This is a genomic window from Virgibacillus alimentarius (assembly GCF_017874635.1).
GTDB classification, from domain to species: Bacteria; Bacillota; Bacilli; order Bacillales; family Amphibacillaceae; genus Virgibacillus_B; species Virgibacillus_B alimentarius.
The window spans coordinates 1-25,027 of sequence record NZ_JAGIKX010000021.1; the positions used below are offsets into that span (position 1 = coordinate 1).

Consider the following 25,027-nt stretch of genomic DNA (forward strand, 5'->3'; position numbering starts at 1 on the left):
AACGGAAATATCAACCGAAGAACGGAAATATCAACCGAAGAACGGAAATATCAACCGAAGAACGGAAATATCAACCGAAGAACGGAAATATCAACCGAAGAACGGAAATATCAACTTTTGGGTGTGTGGGTTTGAAAATCATTGTTTCTCGTTTACAATAAAGGAAATGAGATTGTGAAGGCAGGGTAATACATTTTGAATACTATTCGGAATTTTAATATAAAAAATATGTTTCCATCGGTGATTTATCGACGCGGGTTAGCATATTACAAAAATGATTTGATAAGTAATTTAGTATACGATTTGAATTATAATGTGTGGACAGCCACTGTACATGGCTCAGAAGATTATTTTGTGGAGATAAATATGTCTGAATTTTCAAGTGGCTCGATCAAGGCATATTGTGATTGTCCAGCCTTTGATACGTATGGATCGTGTAAACATATTGTTGCTGTTCTAATTAGCATTGCCAATAGATCAGCAGGGAATGAATCGGGACTGGATGACTATGAATACCAAACGACGAATCGTTTCATACAAGCGATTACTTCTACACAACAAAGTCCAGAAGCGGAGGAAATACTGCTACGGAAAATTCCGATGCATGTACAGTACTATTTAAAGTGGTCTTTTGATCGGAATTTGCTCATTGAATTAAAAGCAGGGGAAAAAAGATGTTTTGTTGTTAAAGATGCATTTGCATTTCTGGAAGATGTTTTACATGGACGGGAGCATTACTTTACAAAAACATTTACGTACAGTCCAGAGAGTCATTATTTCCTGCAGCAAGATCTGGATGCTTTTGAGCTGTTGTACTCTATCTTAAGAAATGAGCAAGTCTACAACGGGTATTCATTTTATCATTATCAAACAAAGCTACACGATAAACGATCCATTATTATACCGCCATTACTCGCTCGCGAATTAATAGAAAAGCTGATTGAAAGAGATTTAACGATAGAAAATGGAGAGCAAAGTTTTCAGCATGCAGAGATCGTTAAAGACCATTTACCTTTTCAATTTGTTGTAACCAAAAATAGACGGGAAGATTTAATGCTTGAAATGAGCGATGTTGCACAAAGTGTATATTTTAAACCGTATCAAATACTCTTTTCAGAAGGCACTTTTTATTTCCCGTCAAAAGAGCAAATACCTGTTCTCGAACAAATGAATCAATTAGGGATGGAAAATCACCAGCTTCCAATCACCAAAAATCAAGCAAATGTTTTCCTGTCTGAAGTCCTGCCCTCTTTAAAAAAAGTAGGAGACGTGGAAATTGCTGAAAAGGTCGAAGCTGAAATTATCCAAGTACCATTACATGCAAAATTATATCTAGAAATACAGGCGGATTGGATTGTTGGTAAGTTAGAATATCATTATGGTGATCACCAAATCGATCCCTTTAGCGGACGTGATGAAAGTGATACAATTATTATTCGTGATACAGATAAAGAGCAAAAGATCATGCAGCTGATTGAATATGCCAACTTTCATTATAATGGGAAAGATTTATATATCGAGGCGGATGAAGAAGAACTGTATGATTTTATCTACCATGTTTTACCTTTGCTTGAGCGTTATGTGGATTTGTTTTTAACATCTGAAATTCGAAATTTTATTGTTGAACATGAACCTAATCCAAGCACAAGTGTCAGTGTGGAATCATCTTCTAACTTGTTGGAAATCGGATTTAACATCGATGGGGTAGATGACGTTGAAATAAATCAAATTTTAAATGCGGTGATTGAGAAGAAGCGCTATTACCGCTTGCAGAGTGGTGCATTGATGTCGTTGGAAGGAGATGAATTTTCTTCCATGCAACAGTTCCTTGAAGATTTAGAAATTAAAAAGGGAGATCTGGATAAAGGCAATATTCATATGCCTTTTTATCGCAGTACACAGATTGATGAGCTGATTGATACGAAAAAAGATTATGACCCAAAGTTTAGGAAACTATTACATCAATTGAAGTCACCAGAAGAACAAGTTTATGAGCTTCCGGAAAATTTAAATGCCTCCCTTCGGTCTTATCAGGAGACAGGTTACCAATGGTTCAAATCATTAAGCAATTATTACTTAGGCGGAATTTTAGCGGATGATATGGGACTCGGAAAGACGTTGCAAAGCATCGCTTATATGCTATCTGAACCAAGCGACTCGCCACATTTAATCATAGCACCTTCCTCTGTACTGTATAATTGGAAAAATGAGTGTGAAAAATTTGCTCCTGATTTAAGTGTGTCTATTCTGAAAGGGACGCCAGTGGAAAGAGAAAAAATGATTAAAGAATCAACGGATAAGGATGTATGGATTACCTCCTATGCAACACTGCGACAAGATATAGAGCAATATAAAGAACTAACATTTCAAACAATGATACTCGATGAGGCGCAATATATAAAAAATTATGCTACAAAAACGTCGCAAGCAATTAGACAAATTAAGGCGACAAGAAGGTTTGCATTAAGTGGCACGCCAATTGAAAATTCGATTAGTGAGCTATGGTCTATTTTTCAAGTTGTTTTGCCTGGCTTAATGCCCAGTCAACGGTCATTTAAACAAATGTCGCATGAAAAAATAGCAAGTCTCACAAAACCATTCATTTTACGACGTTTGAAAGAGAATGTTTTAAAAGAATTGCCAGATAAAATAGAATCAACCTCTATTTCGGAGTTAACCAATGAACAAAAAGAATTATATCTTGGGTATTTAAGGCAATTACAACAAGAAGCAGCGGAGTCGATGAAAGCAGGCGGATTTAATCAGAATCGAATGAAAATATTAGCAGGCCTTACAAGGCTTAGACAAATTTGCTGCCATCCATCTTTATTTATCGAAAATTATCAAGGTAAATCGGGAAAATTGGAACAGCTGATGGAAACAGTAAGAAATGCGATTGCAAATGGAAAGCGTATGCTCATCTTTTCTCAATTTACAAGTATGCATGAAATTATCATGAACAAATTACAGCAAGAGGACATTGCCTATTTTTATTTGCATGGTCAAACCGGATCTCGTGAACGTGTCCAAATGAGTGAACGCTTTAATAACGGGGAAAAAGATGTATTTCTTATTTCCTTAAAAGCAGGTGGAACTGGGTTAAACTTAACAGGGGCAGATACGGTGATTTTGTATGACTTATGGTGGAATCCTGCAGTGGAGGACCAGGCGACTGGAAGAGCTCATCGCTTTGGTCAGAAAAATGTAGTGCAAGTGATTCGTCTGATAACGGAGGGGACCATAGAAGAAAAAATTTACGAATTACAACAAAAGAAACGTGAGCTTATTGATCAAGTTATTCAGCCAGGAGAAACAATGTTGTCCAGTCTGAGTGAAGAGGACGTGCGAGAATTATTGAATCTATAAGTGGTTATTTAAGGGGGTTGGGACATAACTAGCCAAGAATAAGTAGAAACGGAATACTTTCCACGACATCACGGCATAGGCAATATCATCTTCTTGTAATGTAATTTCTAAATCAAGCGGCAACACAACTTGATTCATGGTATAAGATTTAAACAAAAGGGACACCCCCGATAAATTGTTGTGTAGTGACTTTCATTTTATCAGAAGGTGTCCTTTTTGTTTCTAAAACAAGCATATTAAAGCTGCTTTCATATCTAGTTGACTGGAACGAAAGGCGGCTACTCTTGCGGGAACAGCACGAGTCCGAAGACCGCGCAGGAAGTGGTTTTCTTACGAGGACGCTGAGGCCGTGCCCGCGGAAAGCAGCCACCTGTAGTGGAAGTCAACGGGATTACTAAAAATTGCACGGAAAAGTAAATTTTTTTTACATTTACTGGGGTTTTGTCCCAATCTCTTTATTTTTGGGGCAATAAAGCTTTAACGAAGTAGATGTAAATCTAAAATTAGAAAGTTTGCGAATGGAGCAAAACGTTCATAATGAAAAATAGATAGACATGTTTCTTGTTTTATAAGTTTACTGATGTTATAATATTTAAACAATTCTGAAAGTTGGTGTTTCATGAAAACGGTTGTGAATGGATTTGCTAAGTTTATTGTTTCAAACGCAACAATTGCATTGGCTATCATGCTTTTGCCCGTATTTTTAATTACGGAACAAGTAACTTTTTTCGATCATATCATGGATTACTTATTTAATAACAAAAGTTAATTTGTTTAGGAGGCAGGTTAATTTCTATTACTATTTAAGTTTTCTTTTCGAATTTAAAAAGAAAAGTCAGGTAATGCGATGTTACCTGGCTTTTTCTTTTTCAGTTGCAATTTGAAATAACTTCCTTGGTCTTCCTTTCAGATATGGTTTTTCTTCACCGACTACTTTAATAACTTTGCCATTTAATAATTTATTTATCGTGCGTTCCGCGCTGCGTTTCGTGACACGGTAATACAAGGCAATATCATTCGAAGAAAAAGGTTCATTATTCCTGCTGGAGATGAAATTTATGAAATTATATGATAATTCATTATTTAGTCGTGCCTTATGAATGAGAGCCTGGTATAATCGTGCAGCGTCAAAATGTTTTTTAACTCCAATTGGGCCAAAGCTATCCCCTTGTTCGTTTACAAGAAAACAATTATGCCTGTATGGCTCTTGGTTGCATCTGTCTAGCGCCAGCTTCGCATTATTTTCCGCTTGTTTCACTGTCATACCTAGTCCAAATCCGATTGAAATAGGAACTTGCAGAGAACGCTCGATTTCTGTCAATAATGGGAAATTCCGGTAATGATCGGTAATATAATGGATCATTTTTTGTGTTCCAAATAAAACATATTGATTAGCTTTTGTTTGGATAAGTGCAGCTTCTGTCTGAAATGTAAATTCCTCTAAGAGTTGATCTAGCTTAGGGAGTATCATTTCATATGTGATTTCACCTTTTTCTCTGTTTAACAATTCAAAACCTTTTACACAAACGTATCCTGCAATCATTTGCGTATGATTATACTTTTTTAGTGTAGCAATGGATTTGCATTTTTGGATCGCACGCTCGATATTAACTTTTGGAATTTCCATGCATGTAGAAGGAATGTTAGCATCCTTCAGCATGAGATCAACTTCTTTTATAGAAGTAAGTACATGATCAATTTTACCTTTTTCCCATAGTTGCTTGTGAAATGCTGTGATCTGGTCAATGTTGTTGTCTTCATTATTTCTGTAATCAGATGTATATACTTCATAATTGCTTGTATTTAACTTTGTAAGTACCTCATGAATACGGTGTTTATTCCATAGATCAATGGATAAACGTTTGATGGGCTTTTCCCGTTCATTATTTGCGAGAAAAAGAGAGGTTAAAAACATATAGTCATCACAAGGAATTTGCACGGCAGGAAGGCGTTTTTTATTGATGATCTTTTTTACAAAGGCATAGGATATAGCTTCTGTAAAAAGGTATACATCACATATAAAGGCCTTCTCGATCAGTTTTGGAGTTTCGTTGACATGTGTATAAATAAAAGGAACGATCTCAAGATCCACTTGTCCTAACACAGAGGAATGGCATTGATCAACGACCTCTTTTCTACCGAACACCGCTATTTTGGTTTTCATATAAGATCCTCCCAGATAAATCGACAAATTTCGTTAATTTATACCATAATATAGAATATTCATACAACTGTCAAGAATGAAAGAGCAGCAGTTTTTATTAAAAATAGCTTTTTGTGCTATGTTCGCGGGTAGAATAATAGAGATGGTGCAACTAAAAAAGAGAAACAGTTGAAGAATACTTTCATTTCCTAGTAGAATCTGATATACACGAGAAATGTTTACGTGGAACTAGATGTGATAAAGAAAGGATGGACATGAATGAAGAAACAGCATGATTTTACCCAAGGAAATATTTTTAAACAGCTCATTTTATTTTCAGGTCCAATCATGCTGACAAATCTATTGCAGACTTCCTATCAATTTGCTGATAGTTTGTGGGTTGGAAATTTGCTTGGAGCAAATGCTCTGGGATCTGTAGCCGTATCGAGTACAATTATTTTTACCATACTTTCTTTTGTTATCGGCTTAAATAATTCCGCTTTAACCATCTTATCTCAGCAAAAAGGACGCGGAAATACATATGGATTAAAACGGTATTTAAATGCTTATGTTGTACTTTTAACGGCAATATCGCTCATTTTAGGTGTTACTGGATATATGTTTGCAGAAAATCTTTTACGAATTTTAGGAACACCAGAAAGTATGATCTTTTCCGCGAAATCCTATTTGCAAATTAATTTTATCGGGATTTTATTTTTATTTGGGTATAACTTTATTAGTACCGTCCTCCGTGCTTTAGGAGACAGCAAGACGCCACTTCGCTTTGTTATGCTGGCTGTTATGCTTAATATCATACTTGCTCCACTGTTCATTGCCGGACTTAACTTGGGGATCAACGGGGCAGCTTATGCAACAGTCATAGCACAAGGAACGGCATTTATCTATGGTGTTTTCTATGTTCTTCGACGTAAGCTGGCGCCATTTCGTATACCCTCTCTTCCAACAAAAGGGGAAATAGGGCTTATTTTAAATCTGGGCATCCCGTCCGGGCTTCAGATGGCAGTGATTTCTGCTGGAGCAGCAGCGATTATGAGCGTTGTCACCGTTTTTGGAGAAAATGTCGTTGGAGGATATGGTGCTGCACAACGGCTGGATAGTATTGTCATGCTGCCAGCCCATGCATTAGGAACAACTGTAAGCAGTATGGCTGGACAAAATATTGGTATAAATGATTGGGAGCGAGTGAAACGGATAGCCAAGTATGGCGTTTTATATAACTTTTCTGTCATGCTGATCATAGGTGTAATTGTTGTACTTTTTGCTGAATTTGGAGTTCGATTATTTATAGAAGAGGAAGAAGCAGTAGCTTTTGGAACAAAATACTTGCGTATCGTCGCATTATGTTATCCATTTCTTGGCATCAATTTCATATTAAATGGAATCGTTCGAGCATCTGGCGCAATGTATCAAGTGCTCGCATTAAATATCACGTCATTTTGGTTATTGCGATTTCCGTTTGCTTCTTTATTTTCAAAAATGTTTGGAGAAGTAGGAATTGGTGTTGGAGTAGGTGCCAGTTTTTTGGCTAGCAGTTTTATAGCCTATATGTATTACCGTTTTGGCAAGTGGCGGGAAAAAGAGTTATTTAAAGGGCAAAAAGCACATTAAATAATAGAGTGAACGTTAGCTAAAATGGATAAGAATTAGAGAACGAAAACATGAATGAATGCTTTAATCTGGATGGGTAAATTTCATACAAACTCTAGCTGTAACAGCGTTGCAACCGTAAGTTAAATAAAACTACGAAAAATTACAGTTCGTAGCTTTTAGCAACGTGCACGATCCAATCATTTGGTAAATGGCACATAAAATATAAAAGACTGGGGTAAGAGAATTGAAAATATGAAACGCAAGACAGTAAAAGCAATGAAAAAGGCAACCGTTCTATTTTTATTTATAGGAATCTTGTTTGTTGTCCTGTCTCTATTAACCTATGAAAAACCGGAAATAGACCGACAACCTGATAGACGCATAAGCGATGAAGTAAAAAAATATCAGCCGCTCGTTGAAAAATATGCAAAGAAATACCATGTATCCTCATACATAGATGTTATTTTGGCCATGATGATGCAGGAATCAGGAGGCAAGGGAAATGACCCAATGCAATCATCAGAAAGTTATTGCGGGGAAGTTGGCTGCATTGATGATCCGGAACATTCGATTAAGCAAGGAGTGTACTATTTTTCTCAAGTGCTGGAGAAAGCGGATGGAGATGTAAAGTTGGCCGTACAATCTTATAATTTTGGAAAAGGGTTCATTGATTATGTCAAAAATCAATCCGGAGAATATTCACAGCAAGAAGCGATTAATTTCTCTAAACAAATGTATGATAAAGACAGGGAAACTTATACGTGTTACCGAGAAGAAGCAAAGCGATATAACGCTTGTTACGGAGATATCTATTATGTCCGTGATGTCATGGCTTATCGAGAAACGCTATAGATAAAAAAACAGGGGTGTTCATATGAAAATCGTAGTGGCACCAGATGCATATAAAGGAACACTGACACAGGTGGATGCAGCAAATATAATAAAAAATGCCATCATGGAAGTGGATGCTACACATAACGTCGTCATCAAACCGATGGCGGACGGTGGTGAAGGAATGCTGGATGCCTTGCTCCGTGCGATTCCTGACAGTAAGCGATTGCCGGTAAAGGTAACTGGTCCTTTAGGGAGAAAAATAGAGACGTGTATCGGAGTGGTATACGAAGATACTGCTGTTATTGAAATTGCCAGTATGGCAGGTTTGCCGTTTGTTCCTAAGGACAGCCGAGATCCATATAAAACAACCACATATGGTATTGGCGAGGCCATACGTATAGCTCTAGATAAACAATTTCGTAAATTTATCATCGGGTTAGGTGGTAGTGCAACGAATGATGGTGGTTTTGGAATGCTCATGTCTCTGGGGGCTACCTTTAAAAATTCCCGTGGTGAACATGTTGGTATTTTCGGTGAGCATTTGTTAGAAATAGAAACAATTCATCTAGAAACACTCGACCCGCGCCTTGCTTCATGTACCATTCGTGTAGCAACAGACGTAGAGAATCCTTTATGCGGACAGAATGGAGCAACCTTTGTATTCGGCCCTCAGAAAGGGGCTAATCGTCAACAAATAGAATATTTGGATCAAGCCATGGGGAATTATAGTAAACGAATGCAAAAAACAAATTCCCTCTCGCTTTCATTAGACAAAGAACCAGGAGCTGGTGCAGCGGGCGGTCTGGGGTTTGCATTTATGGCGATGGGGGGTAAATTGCTTTCAGGCGCTAAGCTCATTTCCGAAGTGATTGAGCTTGAGGATGAAATAAAACATGCCGATCTAGTCATTAGTGGCGAAGGAGAAAGTGATACACAAACGCTTGATGGAAAAGCACCTGGATATGTTGCAGCATTAGCCCGAAAATACCATGTTCCCTCGATGCTTATTTCTGGCAATGTTACGGTGGAGGACAGATCAGCGTTACTTGATCAATTTACTGAAATTCATACATTAATTAATGGTACATTCAGCAAAAAGCAAGCCATGAACCAGCCAAAAATGGTATTATTTAATAGAACAAAGGAAATTTTTAAGTACATACAAAATCAAGGAGGAATTACAATGGTAAAAGCAATCCATACAGAAGATGCACCAGCGGCAATCGGTCCTTACTCTCAGGCAATTGAAGCGGGTAATTTTGTTTATGTGTCCGGACAAATTGGAATCGATCCTCAAACCAAAGAAGTGGAAGGAGGAATTGAAAAGCAGACGAAACAGGTTTTAGAAAACTTAAAAGCTATTCTAACAGAGGCAGGTACAGACTTTTCAGAGGTTGTGAAATTTACCATTTATTTGGATTCGATGGATGACTTTGCTACTGTCAATGATATTTATGGCGGATATTTACAAGAGCCTTATCCGTCAAGAGCTACCGTAGAAGTTGGTGGTCTTCCAAAAGGCGCACTTGTCGAAATGGACGTTGTCGTATATAAAAAATAACGCATGCATGATATAGATGAACTTGAGGCATTCACTGATATAAGAGGGCTGAGCTCTTGTTAGTGAATGCCTCAGTTTATTGCTTGGACTCTATTTTTATTTCATTTTCACGTTTTTTATACCATGTATAAAATCTCTCTCCCAGTTGCACAGGAACATCATGAAGAGCAGTATGACGCACCGGTTTGGCACGATTAACGGTCTCAATAGACGCTAATCCAAGCATTCGCTGAACGATATTACGGGATATTTTCACTTCCATGATCTTATCTCGTTTTGATGTGAACAGAGATGTTGTGAAGCCGCCTGTTTGAAACTGGATAAAGTGATGATTGAATGTATAGCTTGTATGAAAGAAATCAAGCAATCTTGATACAACAATGGATAAAAGCAAGCCAATAGATAAAATCCACCAAGCTTGCGTGATACCAAGTACAGCTGGCTTGAAGTAAAATAATAAACCAGTGGAAAAAATCCATAGCCAGCTAGGTCTGAATAAACGGACCCATAAAGATTTGCCAGGAAGACGCGTCATTTCCTCAGTCACTTCATACGAAGGAAGTATTTCGGAAATTATTTTACGTGCTTGTTCAATAGGCAGAAATGGATAAAGAGAATTAATTTCCATCTCCTCATCTCCGTCATTAGAGCCACCGGCACTGATCAGTTTAACTTCCACAAGTCCAAGCAATCGTTTCATCAGCGATTGTGTCATTTCAATCGCTTGTACTTTATCTTTTGATATGGTAAATGTTGTTTCCTCGACGATACCTTTTGTAATAAAAATTTGCTCTTCACTTGAAGCTATTTCATACTTCCCATATGTCAAAAATGTCTTTGCAAATCCAAAAATGACTGAAGCAAAAAGCATTACGATCACGATGATTGTAAGAAGCCACCAAGAATGCGTAATTTGTAAAAACAATCCTTCTACTTTTTTTCCTACATGAAAGATCTCGGTGAGTTTAAAATAAGCAGAAATGATGATTGGGATGAGCACTAGAATACTGAATGATGTAAACGATGCTTTGATAAGCTCCTTTTTGGTCGGCTTAAAATGAATTCTACGATTGGAAACTACTGCTTCCTTACTGTCTTGAGGTGGCATGTCTGGATCACTGACAGCTTGATTTGTGGATGGCTCATCCACGCCCGTATTTGTTATATGTGCTTCCAAGTGATCGGCCTCTTTTTTAGGGATGGCCTCAAACGCAACAGTGGCATCTGAATCAGACATACCGGTTTCAAATTTTATCGATGTAACGTTAAAAATACGATGGATTACAGTAGTACGACGATTGACGTTTTGAATTTTAGAAAAGGGAATGGTTCGCTCTGATTTTGCAAAAAGTCCTTTGTAAAGATGGAATGACGTATCATCCACCTTGTACTTATGTGAAAACCATTTCACCACAATGGAAATAATGGAGATTCCAATCAAAAGGAAAAAAATGATTCTCCCGTATTTAATAAAAGTGGAATCCGAGCCGAATTTTATAACAAATAAATAAATCACGAAGACAATGGAGTTTTTTATTAACCTCCATAAATGAAAAAGAATAAGCAGTGGGTGGTAACGTTGTTTGCTTTCCGTCATTCCTCCACTTCCTTTATTTTGGCGAAATGAGCAATCTGATTCCTCCATTTGACAGCAACTTCTTTAGGTAGTGCGGGAATTGTGTGAGAAGATCCCATCGTGCTGATTTCCAGTGAACAAAGTCCATATTTTCTAAACAATGGTCCTTGATTTGTCTCCACAGCTTGTATTTTTGTCATCGGAACAAGCTGATGTACTTCTTTTAGGGCGCCTGATTTCAATTGCAAGAACGACTCATCTGCGTCATATCGAAAGTTTCTGTAAAGCAGAAATGGTTCAATAAAGATGGACCAAATGGAGAAAAGGACAGCAATGATTGTAATCACAATAAGAATCCAACCAATCCAGTCTTTCCACGAAAAATGATAGTCTAAATAAAATAAAACACCAAGTATGATAAACCCAAGGATATCGATCATTACCTCGCGTATGATCCAAATTTTAACAGCATCTTTTGACAATCGATGTTCGGGTGAATGAATCTTGGAATACATGAAATCACTCCAATCTATTTCTAGCCATTTTTATACGCTTTCTCGGTTCGCAGTCTTTTCTTTGTAGGGGCCTTGAAATAAATAAAAATTCTTAGCAGCCACTCAAGTGGTCCCTGCTTGAAGTATTTTAAATAGAGGGTGCTTGCATATAGCTGCAATCGAAAAATAATGATTCCTAAAACAATGGAAAAGGTGACCCCCATTTTTGCAAAAAGTCCTAAACCGTAACCATAAAAGATAAACGTACAAATAATGGTTTGCATGATATAATTCGTTAATGATAATTTTCCCAAGTTTTCAAATCCAATAACGAAGCGACTTCCAAAAAATTTGCCATAAACAAATGCAAATAGACAAATATAACCAATCGCAAGGGTAATATCTCCCAAATAACTCAGATCGACAAGCCAATGAATAGACTCTTTGATGTAAAATGTAGCTTTTAAAATTAATCCTATTGGGATAAGCATGATCATTCCAGTTTTGTATTTATTTCTGTTTTTCAGTGGATTTACGAGCCACTTTTTATGGGCAGCATGCATGCCAATGAAAAACATCGGCAGCATAACAAGGGGAATAGCTAATAACATCAAGGCCGCTTCCTCTCCATCGAGTTCCATCGGATCTTTATGATTGCGGTGATATTTGATTTCGCTATATGAGCCAGAACTGTATATATTGGTTGTTTGATTCAGATATGTTTCCATTTTTCCATCTGTCGTTAAAGCAATATCCTCTTCAGTTTCAAAAAAGCTACCAACGGTGATGAATGAAAGTAAAAGTATCGCCCAGATAAGCAATGTTTTTGGTTTCCGGTTAACAAATAGCAAAAGAAGGATACCCATCATGCCATAGGATAATAAAATATCTCCCTCCCACAAAAAAGTGCTATGCAGGACGCCAAGCACAATTAACATGATAAATCTTCGGAATAGGTGCCATTTCACACGCAACTGCCTCTTTTTCAGGCTGTTCCTCATTAGGATTAAGGAATAGCCAAATAAAAATGTAAAGATAGGCATAAATGAATTCTCAATAAAAAGCTTCACAAAATAATAAGAAAACAGGTTGCTTGATGAAAGATCAAAGTAGGAAATTTCATCTTTTCCAAAGATTCCGTACTGAAAAATAAGTAAATTAGCTAGAAGAATTCCGAATAATGCCCATCCGCGGATTCCATCAATGAAACCAATTCTTTTAGTCGTTGCTCGCATGTCATACTTCCTCCCAAAAAACCTTATTTGCGGTTTGATAGTATAAAATATAGCAGATGGGAGATTATTTATCAATATTTTTTTATCGATTATCGATAAAAATGCATTGATAAAGAATGTGTGTTATAGTTGATGAAGAAATGAGGAAAACGGTGTTTTACGATAGGAGTGGAGCAATGGGAGCCAAAAAAGCTATTTTTAAATTATTATCGGTATTATGCTTGATAGGGTTTTATTTCACCATTTTAATAGGGATCTTTGCAATATTATTGCATCTATCATTCATTTGGGATGCAGATAGTGCTCTTTCAAAGTCGTTTGGCAAGTTTGAACCTATTTTTAGCTATCTCGAGTTACATTTTTATCAGGAGCCAAATCTTTACATGGAAAAATCTTTTATGGTTTTATCATTAATTTCCATAACAACCATGATCTTAACTGCGCTATTATTTTTAAGGTTGATGTATAAGCTGTTAAAAAATATTTATAAAGATAGTCTGTTTATGTACGAGAATGTTTCGATTATCTTTAAACTGGGGCTAACCTATCTTATTTTAGGGACGGCATTTACGTATACCGATGGACTTTTGCTGTCAAAGGCTCTGAGTGCATTAGATATTACAAATGCTGAGATTCAATCCTCCAATCTTTCTTATATCGATTCGATTACATGGGGCATTGTACTTATCATTCTTGCATCAGCTTTAAAAACGGCTGTTCATGCGGTAGAGGAAAATAAGAAAACAATATAAAGTAGGGGAAAAAGATGATCAGAATAAAGTTGGATGTTATGATGGCTGAGCGCAAAATGTCGCTCAATAAACTATCGGAATTAGTCGGCATAACAACAGCCAATTTATCCATTCTAAAAAATGAAAAAGGAAAAGCGATCCGTTTCACAACATTGGATGCATTGTGCAAGGCTCTCGATTGCCAGCCGGGTGATTTACTGGAATATATCGATGAAACAGATGCTCAGGAATAAAAAAGAACAAGCTGTTGTTATTGATAAACAGCTAGTTCTTCTTTGATTGCTGCGCGAATTTTGTCTAAGCATTCTTCAACTGTTTTCCCGAAAATTCGCCGATTGTTAACAAGGGCAAATGGCCTTACTCTGCATAAACCGCAAAATGCCAGACATTCATTCTTTAGCACAGCTACTTCTGGAAACTCGGATTCGATGATTCCTTCTATATCTATTTTAGTGATTGCATTTCCGTCACATACCTCGACTACGACAATTCCCATTGCTATCACTTTCTTTCAAATCAATTTAAAATTTTTGACTCTGTTAGTTGTAGCATATACTGCCACATGAATCAATTGATTAGCATTATTTTAGTATACCCATTTTTGTCACATTGAATTAGCGTCATTTTAACTTCCCACTTGGTGCCATCAATAAAAATGGCTTCTTCATCAATCTGTTTTTCCTGCACAAGGCTTACAACGGAATTCTACGAAACACTAACGCAATAATTCTTTGACTTCCGGGTGAATGCGGAAACGATTAATCGTTCGATAACTCGGTTCATATCCCTGGGGCCAGCCACATCATGCGCGGATGGTAGGCCGGACAGCTCCTCTTACGCAAAAGGCTGACGAATGCTTCGTCCGGAATACTTTCCACGACATAGGCAATATCATCTTCTTGTCATTTAATTTCTAAATCCAGCGGCAAAACAATTTGATTCATGGAAACATAAGGGACACCCCTGAAAAATTGTGTGTAGTGACTTTAATTTTATCAGAAGGTGTCCTTTTTGTTTACTAAAACAAGCATATTAAAGCCGTTTTCATATCTAGTTGACTCGAACGAAAGGCGGCTGACTCCAGCGGGAATAGCACGAGTCTGAAGACCCCACGTGAAATGGTTTTCTTCCGAGGAGGCTGAGGCTGTGCCCGCGGAAAGCAGCCACCTGCAGTGCAAGTCAACGGGATTACTAAATAACTATAAATCGAACGGAAAAGTAAAATATAGAAGTTCGGGGGGTCCATCTAGAGACGGGACTCCCGAAATTTTTTTACATTTACTGGAGTTTTGTCCCAGTCTCGTCTATTAGTTTCGGTGTGACGGCAGTGGTTGTGTATGTTTTTCTACATGTTCATATTTATACCATACGCTCAGCATGATCAGGCCACCTGCAAGAAGCAGACCGCTTGTTACAAAGAATACCGTAGAAATTCCGAAATATCCTGCCAGCATACCGCCTAAAGCGGGACCAATCATATTTCCGAGGAAGCGGAGACTAGTGTTGTAGCCAAGAACCTCTCCTTGCATGGAAAGTGGTGCAACTTGTCGTATATAAGCTATTCTTAGCGGGATAATGCCCCCAATCGACACACCTAATAAAAACCGGATGATGATGAGTTGCCAAATGCTTGTAACAAATGCTCCCGGAAAATAGACAATCCCTGCCATAAATAGCAGCGGTATTAAAACTTTCATATATCCAACCCGGTCGCCAAGTCTTCCCCAGCGCTTTGTCATCAGTAAATTTCCCAGACCTGCAGCAGAAAAGGCCATCCCGGAAAAGAGTGCTATACTTGCAGTTCCATGAATTTCTGCAACGTATAAAGAGAGGATTGGCTGTATGCTGAAATGCGCAATTTGTACGAGTGCAGATAAAAGCATAACAACGAGAAGTACTGGTTTTTGTAAAATATGCATGATAACTTCTTTACTGCTGTATGATTTTTGATCTGTTTCATCGGAAACATTTAGCTTTATTTCTTTGACTCCAACTAATACAATGATAGCGGATAAAAATACCGTAACGGATGTCCATTTGAACGTAGCAGCATAACCAACTACGTCAGCTATCGATCCGCCAATCAGCGGCCCCATTAATGTTCCTGTGATGCTTCCAGTTTGCAGTGTTCCAAGTACACTCCCTGCGATCTTTTTTGGGGTTTGTGTCGCAATGAAAGCTTGGGACATTGGGATAAAACCGGTAAATATCCCCATAAAGAAACGCAATAAAAAAAGTCCCCATACGGAAGTAGCATATCCCATCAATAATACAGATAAGCCAAGCCCGGTAGCAGACATAATCAGAATCTTTTTTCTGCCGTATTTATCACCAATGCGTCCCCATATCGGTGAAAAAATAAAAGCAGTAATAAATGTTACACCGAATGTCCAGCCCGACCATGTTTGCACATACGAACTGGAAAAATCGCCGAGTGTTTCAATATAAAGGGAAAGAAATGGCAAAAGAGTTGTCATACTTCCAGCAACAAAAAAGTTAGCAAACCACATGATTGCTAAATTTTTTTTGATACGTATATTTTGATCACAGATTGTGAAGCCCTTCTTTCTTTTATTAGCTATCTTCACTATATAATGGTTCCATAAAAAATAAAAGTTATCTGCTTATGTCAAGTTACTGCTTCTAAGGGGGTGCGAGATGAGCGATGACAATCAAATGTGTTCATTGCGAATAAAAAACGTTATAATAAGTTGAAGGCAAAAAGTATATGCAAGTAAAAGTAAACACTAAAAGGAGTAAAAGAATATGAAAAAAGATTTAAAATTAACTGCCATATTTTTGCTGATTATTGGTTTGGTAACTGGACTAACACAGCCTGCTCATGCAGCGGATTCAGATAGCATTAATGAAAAACTGGGTGTACCTGTAGTTGTTTATGGAGATACTTTATCAGAGGAACAAAAACAGGAAGTACGTGATTTACTAAATGTCACTGACCCAAGTGCAGTAGAAGCGTATACCGTAACAGGCGAGGATATTGCTAAATATATTGATGGAGACCCGCATTCAAGAATGTTTTCTTCAGCAAAAATAACAAGAAAAGAAAAGGGGACAGGTCTTCACATTGATATTGCAACACCAGATAATATTACAGAGGTAACTACGGAGATGTATGCCAATGCACTGCTTACTGCTGGTGTAGAAAATGCAGAGGTTGAAGTTGTTTCGCCAGTAAAGGTAAGTGGACATTCAGCGCTTACAGGGATTTATAAAGCGTATGATGTACAGGGTGAAGAGCTTGATAAGGAAAGAATGGAATTAGCCAATGAAGAGCTTGATGTAGCAACGGAATTGTCCAAAAAAGAAGGAATGAACCAAGAAAAAGTTAGTGAACTACTAACAGAGATTAAAAAGGAAATCGCAGAACAAAATCCGGCAACGAAAGAAGATGTGGAAAAAATTGTCCAAGAACAACTGGATAAATTAGAGATCTCTTTAAGTGACAAAGATCGTCAGTTACTCATTGATTTATTTGAAAAAATGCGTGATTTGAATATTAACTTTGATCAGGTAAAAAATCAGCTTGAGGATATTGCCTCTAAAGTAAAAGACAAACTTGAAAACTTGGATATCGATGAAGGTTTTTGGCAAAAAGTGGTGAACTTCTTTGCGGATCTTTTTCAAATAATCAGTGATTTTTTCAGAAGTCTTTTTAAATAATCGACCAGCCAACAAGGGCTCAGAAAAATGAGTCCTTGTTGCATTTACATAAACTACGCTTGGTCAGGTGGAGTTGATGAAGTGAGTACGAAACATAGAACATCTCAAAAATGGCCAGTAGCCCTTTTTACAATTGGGGTTTTTATGGCAGGCCTTGATAATGGAATAATTAGTACCGCACTTACGACAATTAACGACACGTTTGGTGTTTCTCCTGCCTGGGGAGCCTGGAGCATTACGCTTTACACACTTGGTATTGCAATAAGTGTTCCGATTATCGGGAAATTATCGGATCGTTTTGGCAGGAAGCGGTTATTTATTATTGAAATATTTTTATTTGGGATTGGTTCCTTGCTGGTTGCATTAAGTCCCAGTTTTATCTTTCTTCTTGCTGCGCGTTTTATCCAATCCATCGGTGGCGGTGGGATTTTTATTATTGGAAGTTCACATATTTTAGCAACCTTGCCTAAAGGTCAGCAAGGAAAGGCGCTGGGCATGTTGGGCGGAATGAACGGACTGGCGGCTGTCATCGGGCCTAATTTGGGAGCGATCATTTTAGGCATAACGGGTACGTGGCAGTGGATGTTTTTAATCAATATACCAATCGCCATTTTTTTGATCGTATTTGGCTTTTTTAAAATAGAAGAGACAACACAAAGTACTACAAAGCCGATGGATTTTGCAGGGACTGTTTTACTTGCGTTAGGAATCTTGGCATTCATGTATGGACTGACGAACCTCAATAGTCTTGCTTTATTTGAAAGTATGATGAAGCCTTCTGCAGGACCATTTTTATTGATCGGGATTGTATTTTTTATCATTTTTATTCTTCATGAACGCCGTGTAGAAGAACGTAACGGAGATCCAATTGTAGCTTATTCTTTACTTAAAAAACGGCTATTTCAAATCACATTAATTTTAGGCCTTTTATCAGGCGGGTTTTTAGCGGGCATTATTTTTATTCCTTCCTTTGTCCAGCAAGTTTTGCAAGTGCCGGTTGAGAAAGCCGGATACTGGTTAACCCCAATGGCACTTGCCTCCGGAATTGGCGCTGGATTAGGGGGCTACCTTACAGATAAAGCGGGGGCAATTAAAACAATCATCTATGCCGGATTCATCGGTGTCATTGGCTTTGTCCTTTTCCCGCTTTGGGTCGATAGCCTTGGGCCATTTCTTATCGCAAGCGTTCTGGCGGGGATTGGCTTAGGTATTTTACTTGGAGCGCCACTAAATGTTCTGGTTGGCGAGTGTGCCGGGAGCAATGAAGAAGGATCAGCACTTGGAGCATTATCGTTAATCCGTCAAATTGGTCTATCTCTTTTCCCAACGTTATATGCTGGCTTTGTTGCTGGAGCATTTACAAATATTTCTCCGGTAATGAAAGCGAAATATGGAGACTTAGGCCTGGATCATGTCAATGGGGAGGAAAATTACGGAGAGGTTATCGAACAGATCAATAAAATAACTGATCCCAAAACACGTTTGGAGGCGCTTGATACAGTCTCAAATATATTAAAAGCCGGCTTTAATCAGATGTATATAACAGCTGGTATCTTAGCCCTTTTTGTTATGATCCTAGGTGTTTATTTATCTTCACGAAAGCAATAACTTTCTCCAACTCCCTGTCCCGTATAGGAGTAATACAGTATAACCCATCATACCAATAGGATAGCTTAACTTCCTATTGGTATGATGGGTTTGAAAAGAGTTAAATAGATTATAACATTTTATGGACACTAAAGACGGAATATTTAAACTAAATTGAAATATTAGTAAAATAGTCTTGTAAAAATGTAGCGTATCCTTTATAATCGGGGAAAATAGACTGTTTTGTAAAACAGGGATGTAAGTTTGAGTGTCTCCTGAATTGTCGGAATATTAAATAAAGTGTCGGGAGGTAGATGTCCAATTGAAAGAAAGTCCCTATGATAAAAAGCTTCTCGAAATTAAAAACTTGCAAACAGGCTTTATAATGGATGGGAAATTACATAACGCCATAACAGATATCCATATGGACGTAAAACCAAAAGAGGTTGTTGGTGTTGTGGGAGAATCCGGGTGCGGAAAAAGTGTATTGTCCCTATCTATTATGCAGTTATTACCAATGGCAAACTCCAAAATAGCAGCCGGTGAAATTTTATTTAACGGAAAAGATCTGACAAAGCTACCCGATAAAGAAATGAGACACATACGCGGCAAGGATATAGCCATGATTTTTCAAGAACCGATGACAGCGCTCAACCCGGTATTTACAATTGGCTTCCAATTAAAGGAGGCATTATTTAATCATATTGCTATATCAAAGAAAGATGCGAGAGAAAAGGCAATTCATCTGCTGAGGCAAGTAGGTATTTCTCGTCCTGACAAGGTGGTAGACGAATATCCTCATCAATTATCAGGGGGAATGCGTCAGCGTGTGATGATTGCAATAGCGATTTCCCTTCACCCTAAACTTTTAATTGCAGATGAACCAACGACTGCACTTGATGTAACCGTACAGGCGCAAATATTAGAACTTTTAAATGAGATACAGAATGAAGAGGACATGGCAATTATGCTCATCACCCATGATTTAGGTGTCGTAGCAGAGATGGCAGATCGAGTCATTGTGATGTATGCCGGGCAAATTGTAGAGACATCCAATGTTATCAATCTGTTTCATTCCCCTAAACACCCATATACGGAAGCATTATTAAATAGTATCCCGAAAATAGATGAAGACATTAGTAAGTTACATACCATTCAGGGGATCGTGCCTTCACTGCAAAACATGCCCAAAACAGGATGCCGTTTTGCAGACCGATGTCCCAAGGCATTTGAAGACTGTTCAAAAATAACACCGAAACTTGCTGAAGTCGTTGATGGACATCACGCAAGATGCCTGCTTTATGAGCAGTGTTATCCAAACCCATCAAATAAGCAGGAAGGAGTGAATTTATGAGCAGACAAAGTAGTATAGCTTTAGAGGGTGGAAGTGATCGTGATGTGTTACTGGAAGTAAAGCATTTGAAAAAATATTATCCTGTAACCTCAGGGTTTTTTAAGCGAAAAGTGGCGGACGTGAAAGCTGTAGATGATATTTCATTGCGTTTGAAAAAAGGGGAAATATTTGGACTGGTCGGGGAATCTGGATGCGGGAAAACGACTGCTGGAAGAACAATATTACGCCTTACGGACGCTACGGAAGGAAAAATTGTTTTTGACGGGGAGGATATTACAAGATTAAAAGGTGCTAAATTAAGAAAGGCCCGGAAAGACTTTCAAATGATTTTTCAAGATCCGTATGCATCATTAAATTCAAAAATGATGGTAGGCCATATCGTTGATGAACCAATTCGCAACTACATGTCAAAGTCACATAAAGAATTAAAAGGGGAGGTAAAAAAATTATTAAAAAGAGTAGGTTTGCGCTCGGAAGATTATTATAAGTATCCGCATGAATTCTCAGGAGGACAACGACAGCGTATCGGCATTGCAAGAGCACTTGCATTAAATCCCAAACTAATAATAGCAGATGAGCCAGTGAGTGCTTTGGATGTGTCGATTCAGTCGCAGGTCTTAAATTTGCTTAGGGACTTGCAGGATGAATTTAAATTGACCTATTTATTTATTGCACACGATTTAAGTGTAGTGAAACATATGAGTGATCGCATTGGGGTTATGTATCTTGGAAACATGGTGGAAGTTGGCGATAAGGAAGCAATTTATAGAGAGCCTTTACATCCTTATACGCAAGCGTTGACGTCAGCCATTCCTAATCCCAATCCATTAAGAAAGAAAGAACGTATTATTTTAAAAGGGGACGTACCCAGTCCGCAACATCCACCAACCGGTTGTGTCTTTCATACAAGATGTCCAGTGGCGATGCCAAAATGCAAAGAAGTTGTACCTCAATTGAAGGAGGTGAAACCAAATCGTCATGCTGCTTGTCTCTTATATGGATAATATAGAATAAATTCTAAAGGGGGAAGATGGTTTGAAAAAAAGGTATTGGTTTTTGTTAGCGCTTTCATCTGTTTTGGTTATTGTATTTGCAGCCTGTTCTAATAGTACGTCGAATAATGAGGGAGAAGAAAATAAAAATGATGCAGATACAAAGGAAACAGCGGAGGGCGAAATAAAGGAGGACGGCACGCTTACTTATGCAGTCGACCAGGCCCCAGAGGGATTATTTATTGATGGATTTGCCGGCAGTGCCATTGACAGTGAAATCATGGACTTTATACATGAAGATTTAGTTACCGTAAATGCCGATATGGAGTATGAGCCAAATCTCGCTGAATGGGAGACAGAGGATAATAAGGAATTTACATTTACACTGAAGGAAGGTGTTAAATGGCACAATGGTGAGGAATTAACAATGGAAGACTGGGAATTTGCTCTTGAGGTAATTGCTCATCCGGATTATGAAGGGCCACGCTTTAATTATGTCAAGGAGATTGATGGTGCAGAGGAATATCGCGAGGGAGAAGCAGACTCCATTTCCGGATTTGAAATAAAAGATCCATATACAGCAGTAGTGACATTTAAAGAAGCAAAAGTAAATAACTTGGGGAACTTATGGACGACACCAATGCCGAAAAAAGAACTTGAGGATATTCCTGTAGCGGACATGGAATCTGCAGAGGAAGTGCGTGAAAACCCTGTAGGAATGGGGCCGTTTAAAGTGAAAGAAGTTGTTCAGGGAGAGTATGTTCGTCTGGAGCGTTTTGACGATTATTGGCAAGGCAAGCCTAAATTGGCTGAGGTGTTAATTAAAGTGGTCGACCCTTCATTAACATTAGGGGCACTGCAAAACGGGGAAATAGATATTATGGAGGTTCGCCCTGATGATATCGCAGAACTTGAAGGATTAGATCATATTCGAGTTGAAGAACAAAAAGGTCTCGGGTATTCTTATGTCGCTTTTCGATTTGGACATTATGATCAAGATAAGGGGCAGGCAGTAGCCGACTTTGATAAGTATGCTAATAAAAAATTACGACAAGCTATGTTTTATGCGCTGGACCGGGAATCTTTGATTGACTCTTATCTAGCAGGTAAGGGAACGATTGTTAACACACCTATACCTTCTGTACATTGGATAGCCGCTGATGAATCCGAGTTAACGCAGTATGACTTTGATCCAGAAAAAGCTAAAAAACTGCTTGATGACGCAGGATATAAAGATACAAATGATGATGGATATAGAGAAGACCCAGACGGGGAAGAGTTTGTTGTTAAGTTTTCTCATTATGCTGGTCCGTCTGCTTTTGAGGGACGCGCGCAAGCTATTATGCAAAACTGGGAAGATGTCGGTCTAAAAACAGAACTTGCAACTGGACAGTTAATTGAATTTAATACGTATAATGAAATGAAGGAAAATGATGATAAAAACATTGAAGTGTTTTTTGGAGCTTGGGTGGTCGGGTCCGATCCAGATCCATCTGGATTATGGCACAGCACGGCTGAGTGGAATTATGGCAGATGGGTAAATGAAGAATCAGATAAATTGTTAGATGAAGGATTGAGCAAAGCATCTTTTGATGAAGAATACCGTGCAAATGTATATGTAGAGTGGCAGAAACTATTTAATGAAGAACTACCTGCACTTCCGCTTTGGGAAAATATTGACCTGTACGGGATGAACAACCATTTAGAAGGTGTAACCATTGATCCTAATGGTTTACGTAATTTCCATGAATGGTATGTAACAGAGTAATAAAATAGCTGCATTCTTTATCTATAAGGAGAAATGTCTATGTTAGCATACACGTTGCGCAGGCTGTTCTCTATGATTCCTTTGCTGATTCTTGTTTCTGTTGTTGTGTTTTCCCTGGCACATTTGATGCCAGGGGACCCCTTTTCAGGTGAAATCGACCCAAATAATACAAGTACAGATTACATTGAAGAAATGCGAGAAAAGCTGGGCTATAATGATCCGATCCCTGTTCAGTATAAAAGGTGGGTCACGAATTTTGTCCAAGGAGACTTAGGGAAGTCAACGACGTATAAGAAGCCAGTATTAGATGTCATTGTAGAAAGGCTTCCAAATACGATATTTTTGGCATTAGCAGCACTCATAATTACATACATACTAGCATTCATACTAGGTATGTATTCTGGCCGCAAACCATATACGGTTGGTGATAACTTAATCGCTACGTTTAACTATACTGGAATAGCTATCCCCCAATATATTATAGCGATAGTAGCCATCTACTTTTTTGCATTCCAGTTAGGCTGGCTGCCATCGAACGGCTCCGTCACCCCAGGTCTTGAAGAAGGAACATTTGCGTATTGGAATGATAGAATGCTGCATGTTATTTTGCCGGCGATAACGCTTGGATTATTCTCGACAGCATCTTACACGCAATTTTTACGGAATGATATTATTCAAAATAGCGAAATGGATTACGTGCGTAGTGCTAGAGCAAGAGGTACGAGTGAATCGCATATTTATAATCAACATATTTTAAGAAATTCCATCATCCCTCTTGTAACGTTTTTTGGGTTTGATTTAGCTACATTAATTGGAGGAGCGATTATTACGGAAACAATTTTCACTTATCCGGGAATTGGAATGCTGTTCATTGATTCAGTGAATACGAGAGATTATCCCGTTGTTATGTCTTTAACATTATTGTTTTCATTGCTGACGTTAGTAGGTAACCTCGTTTCCGACCTATTATATGGGGTTGTAGATCCCAGGATTCGTTATTAAGGAGGGTTATTTGTGGAGCCAGCACTAAATACACCATCTTCAGACCGGGATGAAATGGAACGGAAGTTTGACTCTACATGGACGATAGCCCGAAAGAAATTTTTTAAACGGAAATTAGCAGTAATCAGTTTACTCTTTCTTCTGTTTATTATCACGCTGTCCTTTTTAGCTCCTTATATCACTAGTGAGGATATTAGTAGAATTGATATGGCAAATATTAATCAAGAGCCATCAAATGAGCATTGGTTTGGGACAGATAGAAATGGAAGAGACGTGTTTACGAGAACGCTTTACGGAGGAAGGGTCTCCTTGACAATCGGCTTAACGTCCATGCTTTTTGTAACTTTCATTGGATCGATTATTGGATCGATTGCTGGTTTTTTTGGTGGTAGGATTGATGATTTATTCATGCGTTTTACAGACTTTGTTTTAACGTTGCCCTTTTATGTTTTTGTTATAGTATTAAATGCAATAATGATTGGCTTTGGTAAAGTAACAGGGATGTGGAGTTTAATCATTGTTTTTAGTTTACTGGGCTGGGGAAGTGTAGCTCGGATTGTTCGTAGTAAAATATTAGCAGAAAAGGAAAATGAGTATGTTTTAGCTGCAACTTCCATCGGGTCGAAACCATCTAAAGTAATCATGAAACATTTAATCCCAAATGTAATGACAACGATTATCGTCCAGGCTACGCTGTTGCTTGCCACGTATATTGTAGCTGAAGCAGGACTAAGCTTTATTGGGGTTGGCGTCCCGCCGGAAATTCCGAGTTGGGGAAATATGCTTATGGAAGCAAGACAGACAGATGTACTGCAAAATAAACTATGGATATGGATTCCTCCAGCTGTTTGTATTACATTAACGATATTGTCCATTAACTTCTTTGGGGAAGGATTAAAGGATGCTTTTGACCCAAAGCGAAAAAAATAGATTAGATCATCGTGAAAAAGATAAAAAAGCATGGTTCTACTACCAAATGGTGGTAATGAACCATGCTTTTTTACTTATGAATGACATCACGGATAGACAATACACCTATTTTTTATTGGAGAAAAGAACCTTTAATAATAC

The 25,027-nt window shown here is 38.1% G+C and carries 20 protein-coding genes and 1 pseudogene; 14 read left to right on the forward strand and 7 right to left on the reverse strand.

The features are described 5' to 3' along the window. Positions 1-195: 195 nt before the first annotated feature. Both J2Z81_RS10615 and J2Z81_RS10620 read left to right on the forward strand, forming a co-directional pair. Positions 196-3,366: a DEAD/DEAH box helicase gene (locus tag J2Z81_RS10615; RefSeq protein ID WP_029266073.1), complete on the forward strand. Its 3,171-nt coding sequence runs from the start codon at positions 196-198 to the stop codon at positions 3,364-3,366. Positions 3,367-3,985: 619 nt separating this feature from the next. Next, complete coding sequence (locus J2Z81_RS10620) at positions 3,986-4,135, forward strand: hypothetical protein (protein ID WP_156947652.1); 150 nt, start codon at positions 3,986-3,988, stop codon at positions 4,133-4,135. An 81-nt stretch (positions 4,136-4,216) separates the two neighbouring features. Here J2Z81_RS10620 and J2Z81_RS16280 read toward each other — a convergent pair whose 3' ends face one another. Further along, positions 4,217-5,530: a hypothetical protein gene (locus J2Z81_RS16280; protein WP_264315444.1), complete on the reverse strand. Its 1,314-nt coding sequence runs from the start codon at positions 5,528-5,530 to the stop codon at positions 4,217-4,219. Positions 5,531-5,788: 258 nt separating this feature from the next. Between J2Z81_RS16280 and J2Z81_RS10630 the strand changes: the two genes are divergently transcribed. The 3 genes from J2Z81_RS10630 to J2Z81_RS10640 all read left to right on the forward strand — a co-directional run bounded on the left by J2Z81_RS10630 (position 5,789) and on the right by J2Z81_RS10640 (position 9,515). Then, positions 5,789-7,138 carry an MATE family efflux transporter gene (locus tag J2Z81_RS10630; RefSeq protein WP_226371318.1) on the forward strand — a complete coding sequence of 450 codons (1,350 nt, stop codon included), beginning with the start codon at positions 5,789-5,791 and terminating at the stop codon, positions 7,136-7,138. A gap of 234 nt (positions 7,139-7,372) precedes the next feature. Then, on the forward strand, positions 7,373-7,972 hold the full coding sequence (locus tag J2Z81_RS10635; RefSeq protein ID WP_029266067.1) for a lysozyme family protein: 600 nt from the start codon (positions 7,373-7,375) through the stop codon (positions 7,970-7,972). Between the two features lie 22 nt (positions 7,973-7,994). Next, entirely contained in the window at positions 7,995-9,515 is a 1,521-nt protein-coding gene (locus J2Z81_RS10640) for a glycerate kinase (RefSeq protein ID WP_226371319.1), read from the forward strand. 76 nt (positions 9,516-9,591) lie between these two features. On the opposite strand, the gene J2Z81_RS10645 is transcribed toward J2Z81_RS10640, so the two are convergent. The 3 genes from J2Z81_RS10645 to J2Z81_RS10655 are packed head-to-tail and all read right to left on the reverse strand — an operon-like array spanning position 9,592 to position 12,820. After that, complete coding sequence (locus tag J2Z81_RS10645; RefSeq protein ID WP_226371320.1) at positions 9,592-11,112, reverse strand: PH domain-containing protein; 1,521 nt, start codon at positions 11,110-11,112, stop codon at positions 9,592-9,594. Continuing rightward, positions 11,109-11,606, reverse strand: a complete 498-nt coding sequence (locus J2Z81_RS10650) for a PH domain-containing protein (protein ID WP_029266062.1) — start codon at positions 11,604-11,606, stop codon at positions 11,109-11,111. The genes J2Z81_RS10645 and J2Z81_RS10650 overlap by 4 nt, the downstream gene beginning before the upstream one ends. Before the next feature lie 20 nt (positions 11,607-11,626). Beyond that, positions 11,627-12,820, reverse strand: a complete 1,194-nt coding sequence (locus tag J2Z81_RS10655; RefSeq protein WP_226371321.1) for a DUF418 domain-containing protein — start codon at positions 12,818-12,820, stop codon at positions 11,627-11,629. A 176-nt stretch (positions 12,821-12,996) separates the two neighbouring features. On the opposite strand from J2Z81_RS10655, the gene J2Z81_RS10660 reads away from it, so the two are divergent. Together J2Z81_RS10660 and J2Z81_RS10665 are read left to right on the forward strand one after the other, a co-directional pair. After that, entirely contained in the window at positions 12,997-13,572 is a 576-nt protein-coding gene (locus J2Z81_RS10660; protein WP_029266058.1) for a DUF2975 domain-containing protein, read from the forward strand. Between the two features lie 14 nt (positions 13,573-13,586). Then, entirely contained in the window at positions 13,587-13,805 is a 219-nt protein-coding gene (locus J2Z81_RS10665; protein WP_226371322.1) for a helix-turn-helix domain-containing protein, read from the forward strand. 17 nt (positions 13,806-13,822) lie between these two features. Here the strand turns inward: J2Z81_RS10665 and J2Z81_RS10670 are convergent, their stop codons facing one another. From J2Z81_RS10670 to J2Z81_RS10680, 3 genes and pseudogenes are all read right to left on the reverse strand, one after another. Next, positions 13,823-14,068, reverse strand: coding sequence for a DUF1450 domain-containing protein (locus J2Z81_RS10670; protein WP_226371323.1), 246 nt, complete (start codon positions 14,066-14,068; stop codon positions 13,823-13,825). 134 nt (positions 14,069-14,202) lie between these two features. Further along, positions 14,203-14,516 (reverse strand): annotated as a pseudogene (locus J2Z81_RS10675) (IS5/IS1182 family transposase); the annotation flags it as partial. A gap of 363 nt (positions 14,517-14,879) precedes the next feature. Further along, positions 14,880-16,082, reverse strand: coding sequence for an MFS transporter (locus tag J2Z81_RS10680; protein ID WP_038221104.1), 1,203 nt, complete (start codon positions 16,080-16,082; stop codon positions 14,880-14,882). Positions 16,083-16,338: 256 nt separating this feature from the next. Between J2Z81_RS10680 and J2Z81_RS10685 the strand changes: the two genes are divergently transcribed. The 7 genes from J2Z81_RS10685 to opp4C all read left to right on the forward strand — a co-directional run bounded on the left by J2Z81_RS10685 (position 16,339) and on the right by opp4C (position 24,886). After that, a complete protein-coding gene (locus J2Z81_RS10685; protein WP_029268694.1) occupies positions 16,339-17,253 on the forward strand; it encodes a DUF1002 domain-containing protein in 915 nt (304 codons plus the stop codon). 27 nt (positions 17,254-17,280) lie between these two features. After that, on the forward strand, positions 17,281-18,861 hold the full coding sequence (locus J2Z81_RS10690; protein ID WP_226371324.1) for an MFS transporter: 1,581 nt from the start codon (positions 17,281-17,283) through the stop codon (positions 18,859-18,861). 364 nt (positions 18,862-19,225) lie between these two features. After that, on the forward strand, positions 19,226-20,194 hold the full coding sequence (locus tag J2Z81_RS10695) for an ABC transporter ATP-binding protein (RefSeq protein ID WP_226371338.1): 969 nt from the start codon (positions 19,226-19,228) through the stop codon (positions 20,192-20,194). Further along, positions 20,191-21,198 (forward strand): ABC transporter ATP-binding protein, encoded by a 1,008-nt coding sequence (locus J2Z81_RS10700; protein ID WP_226371325.1) that lies wholly within the window; start codon positions 20,191-20,193, stop codon positions 21,196-21,198. The genes J2Z81_RS10695 and J2Z81_RS10700 overlap by 4 nt, the downstream gene beginning before the upstream one ends. 31 nt (positions 21,199-21,229) lie before the next feature. Further along, complete coding sequence (gene opp4A / locus J2Z81_RS10705; protein WP_226371326.1) at positions 21,230-22,954, forward strand: oligopeptide ABC transporter substrate-binding protein; 1,725 nt, start codon at positions 21,230-21,232, stop codon at positions 22,952-22,954. A 39-nt stretch (positions 22,955-22,993) separates the two neighbouring features. Then, on the forward strand, positions 22,994-23,956 hold the full coding sequence (gene opp4B / locus J2Z81_RS10710) for an oligopeptide ABC transporter permease (RefSeq protein WP_226371327.1): 963 nt from the start codon (positions 22,994-22,996) through the stop codon (positions 23,954-23,956). 12 nt (positions 23,957-23,968) lie between these two features. Further along, positions 23,969-24,886 carry an oligopeptide ABC transporter permease gene (gene opp4C / locus J2Z81_RS10715; protein WP_390337533.1) on the forward strand — a complete coding sequence of 306 codons (918 nt, stop codon included), beginning with the start codon at positions 23,969-23,971 and terminating at the stop codon, positions 24,884-24,886. The last annotated feature ends 141 nt before the right edge of the window (positions 24,887-25,027 follow it).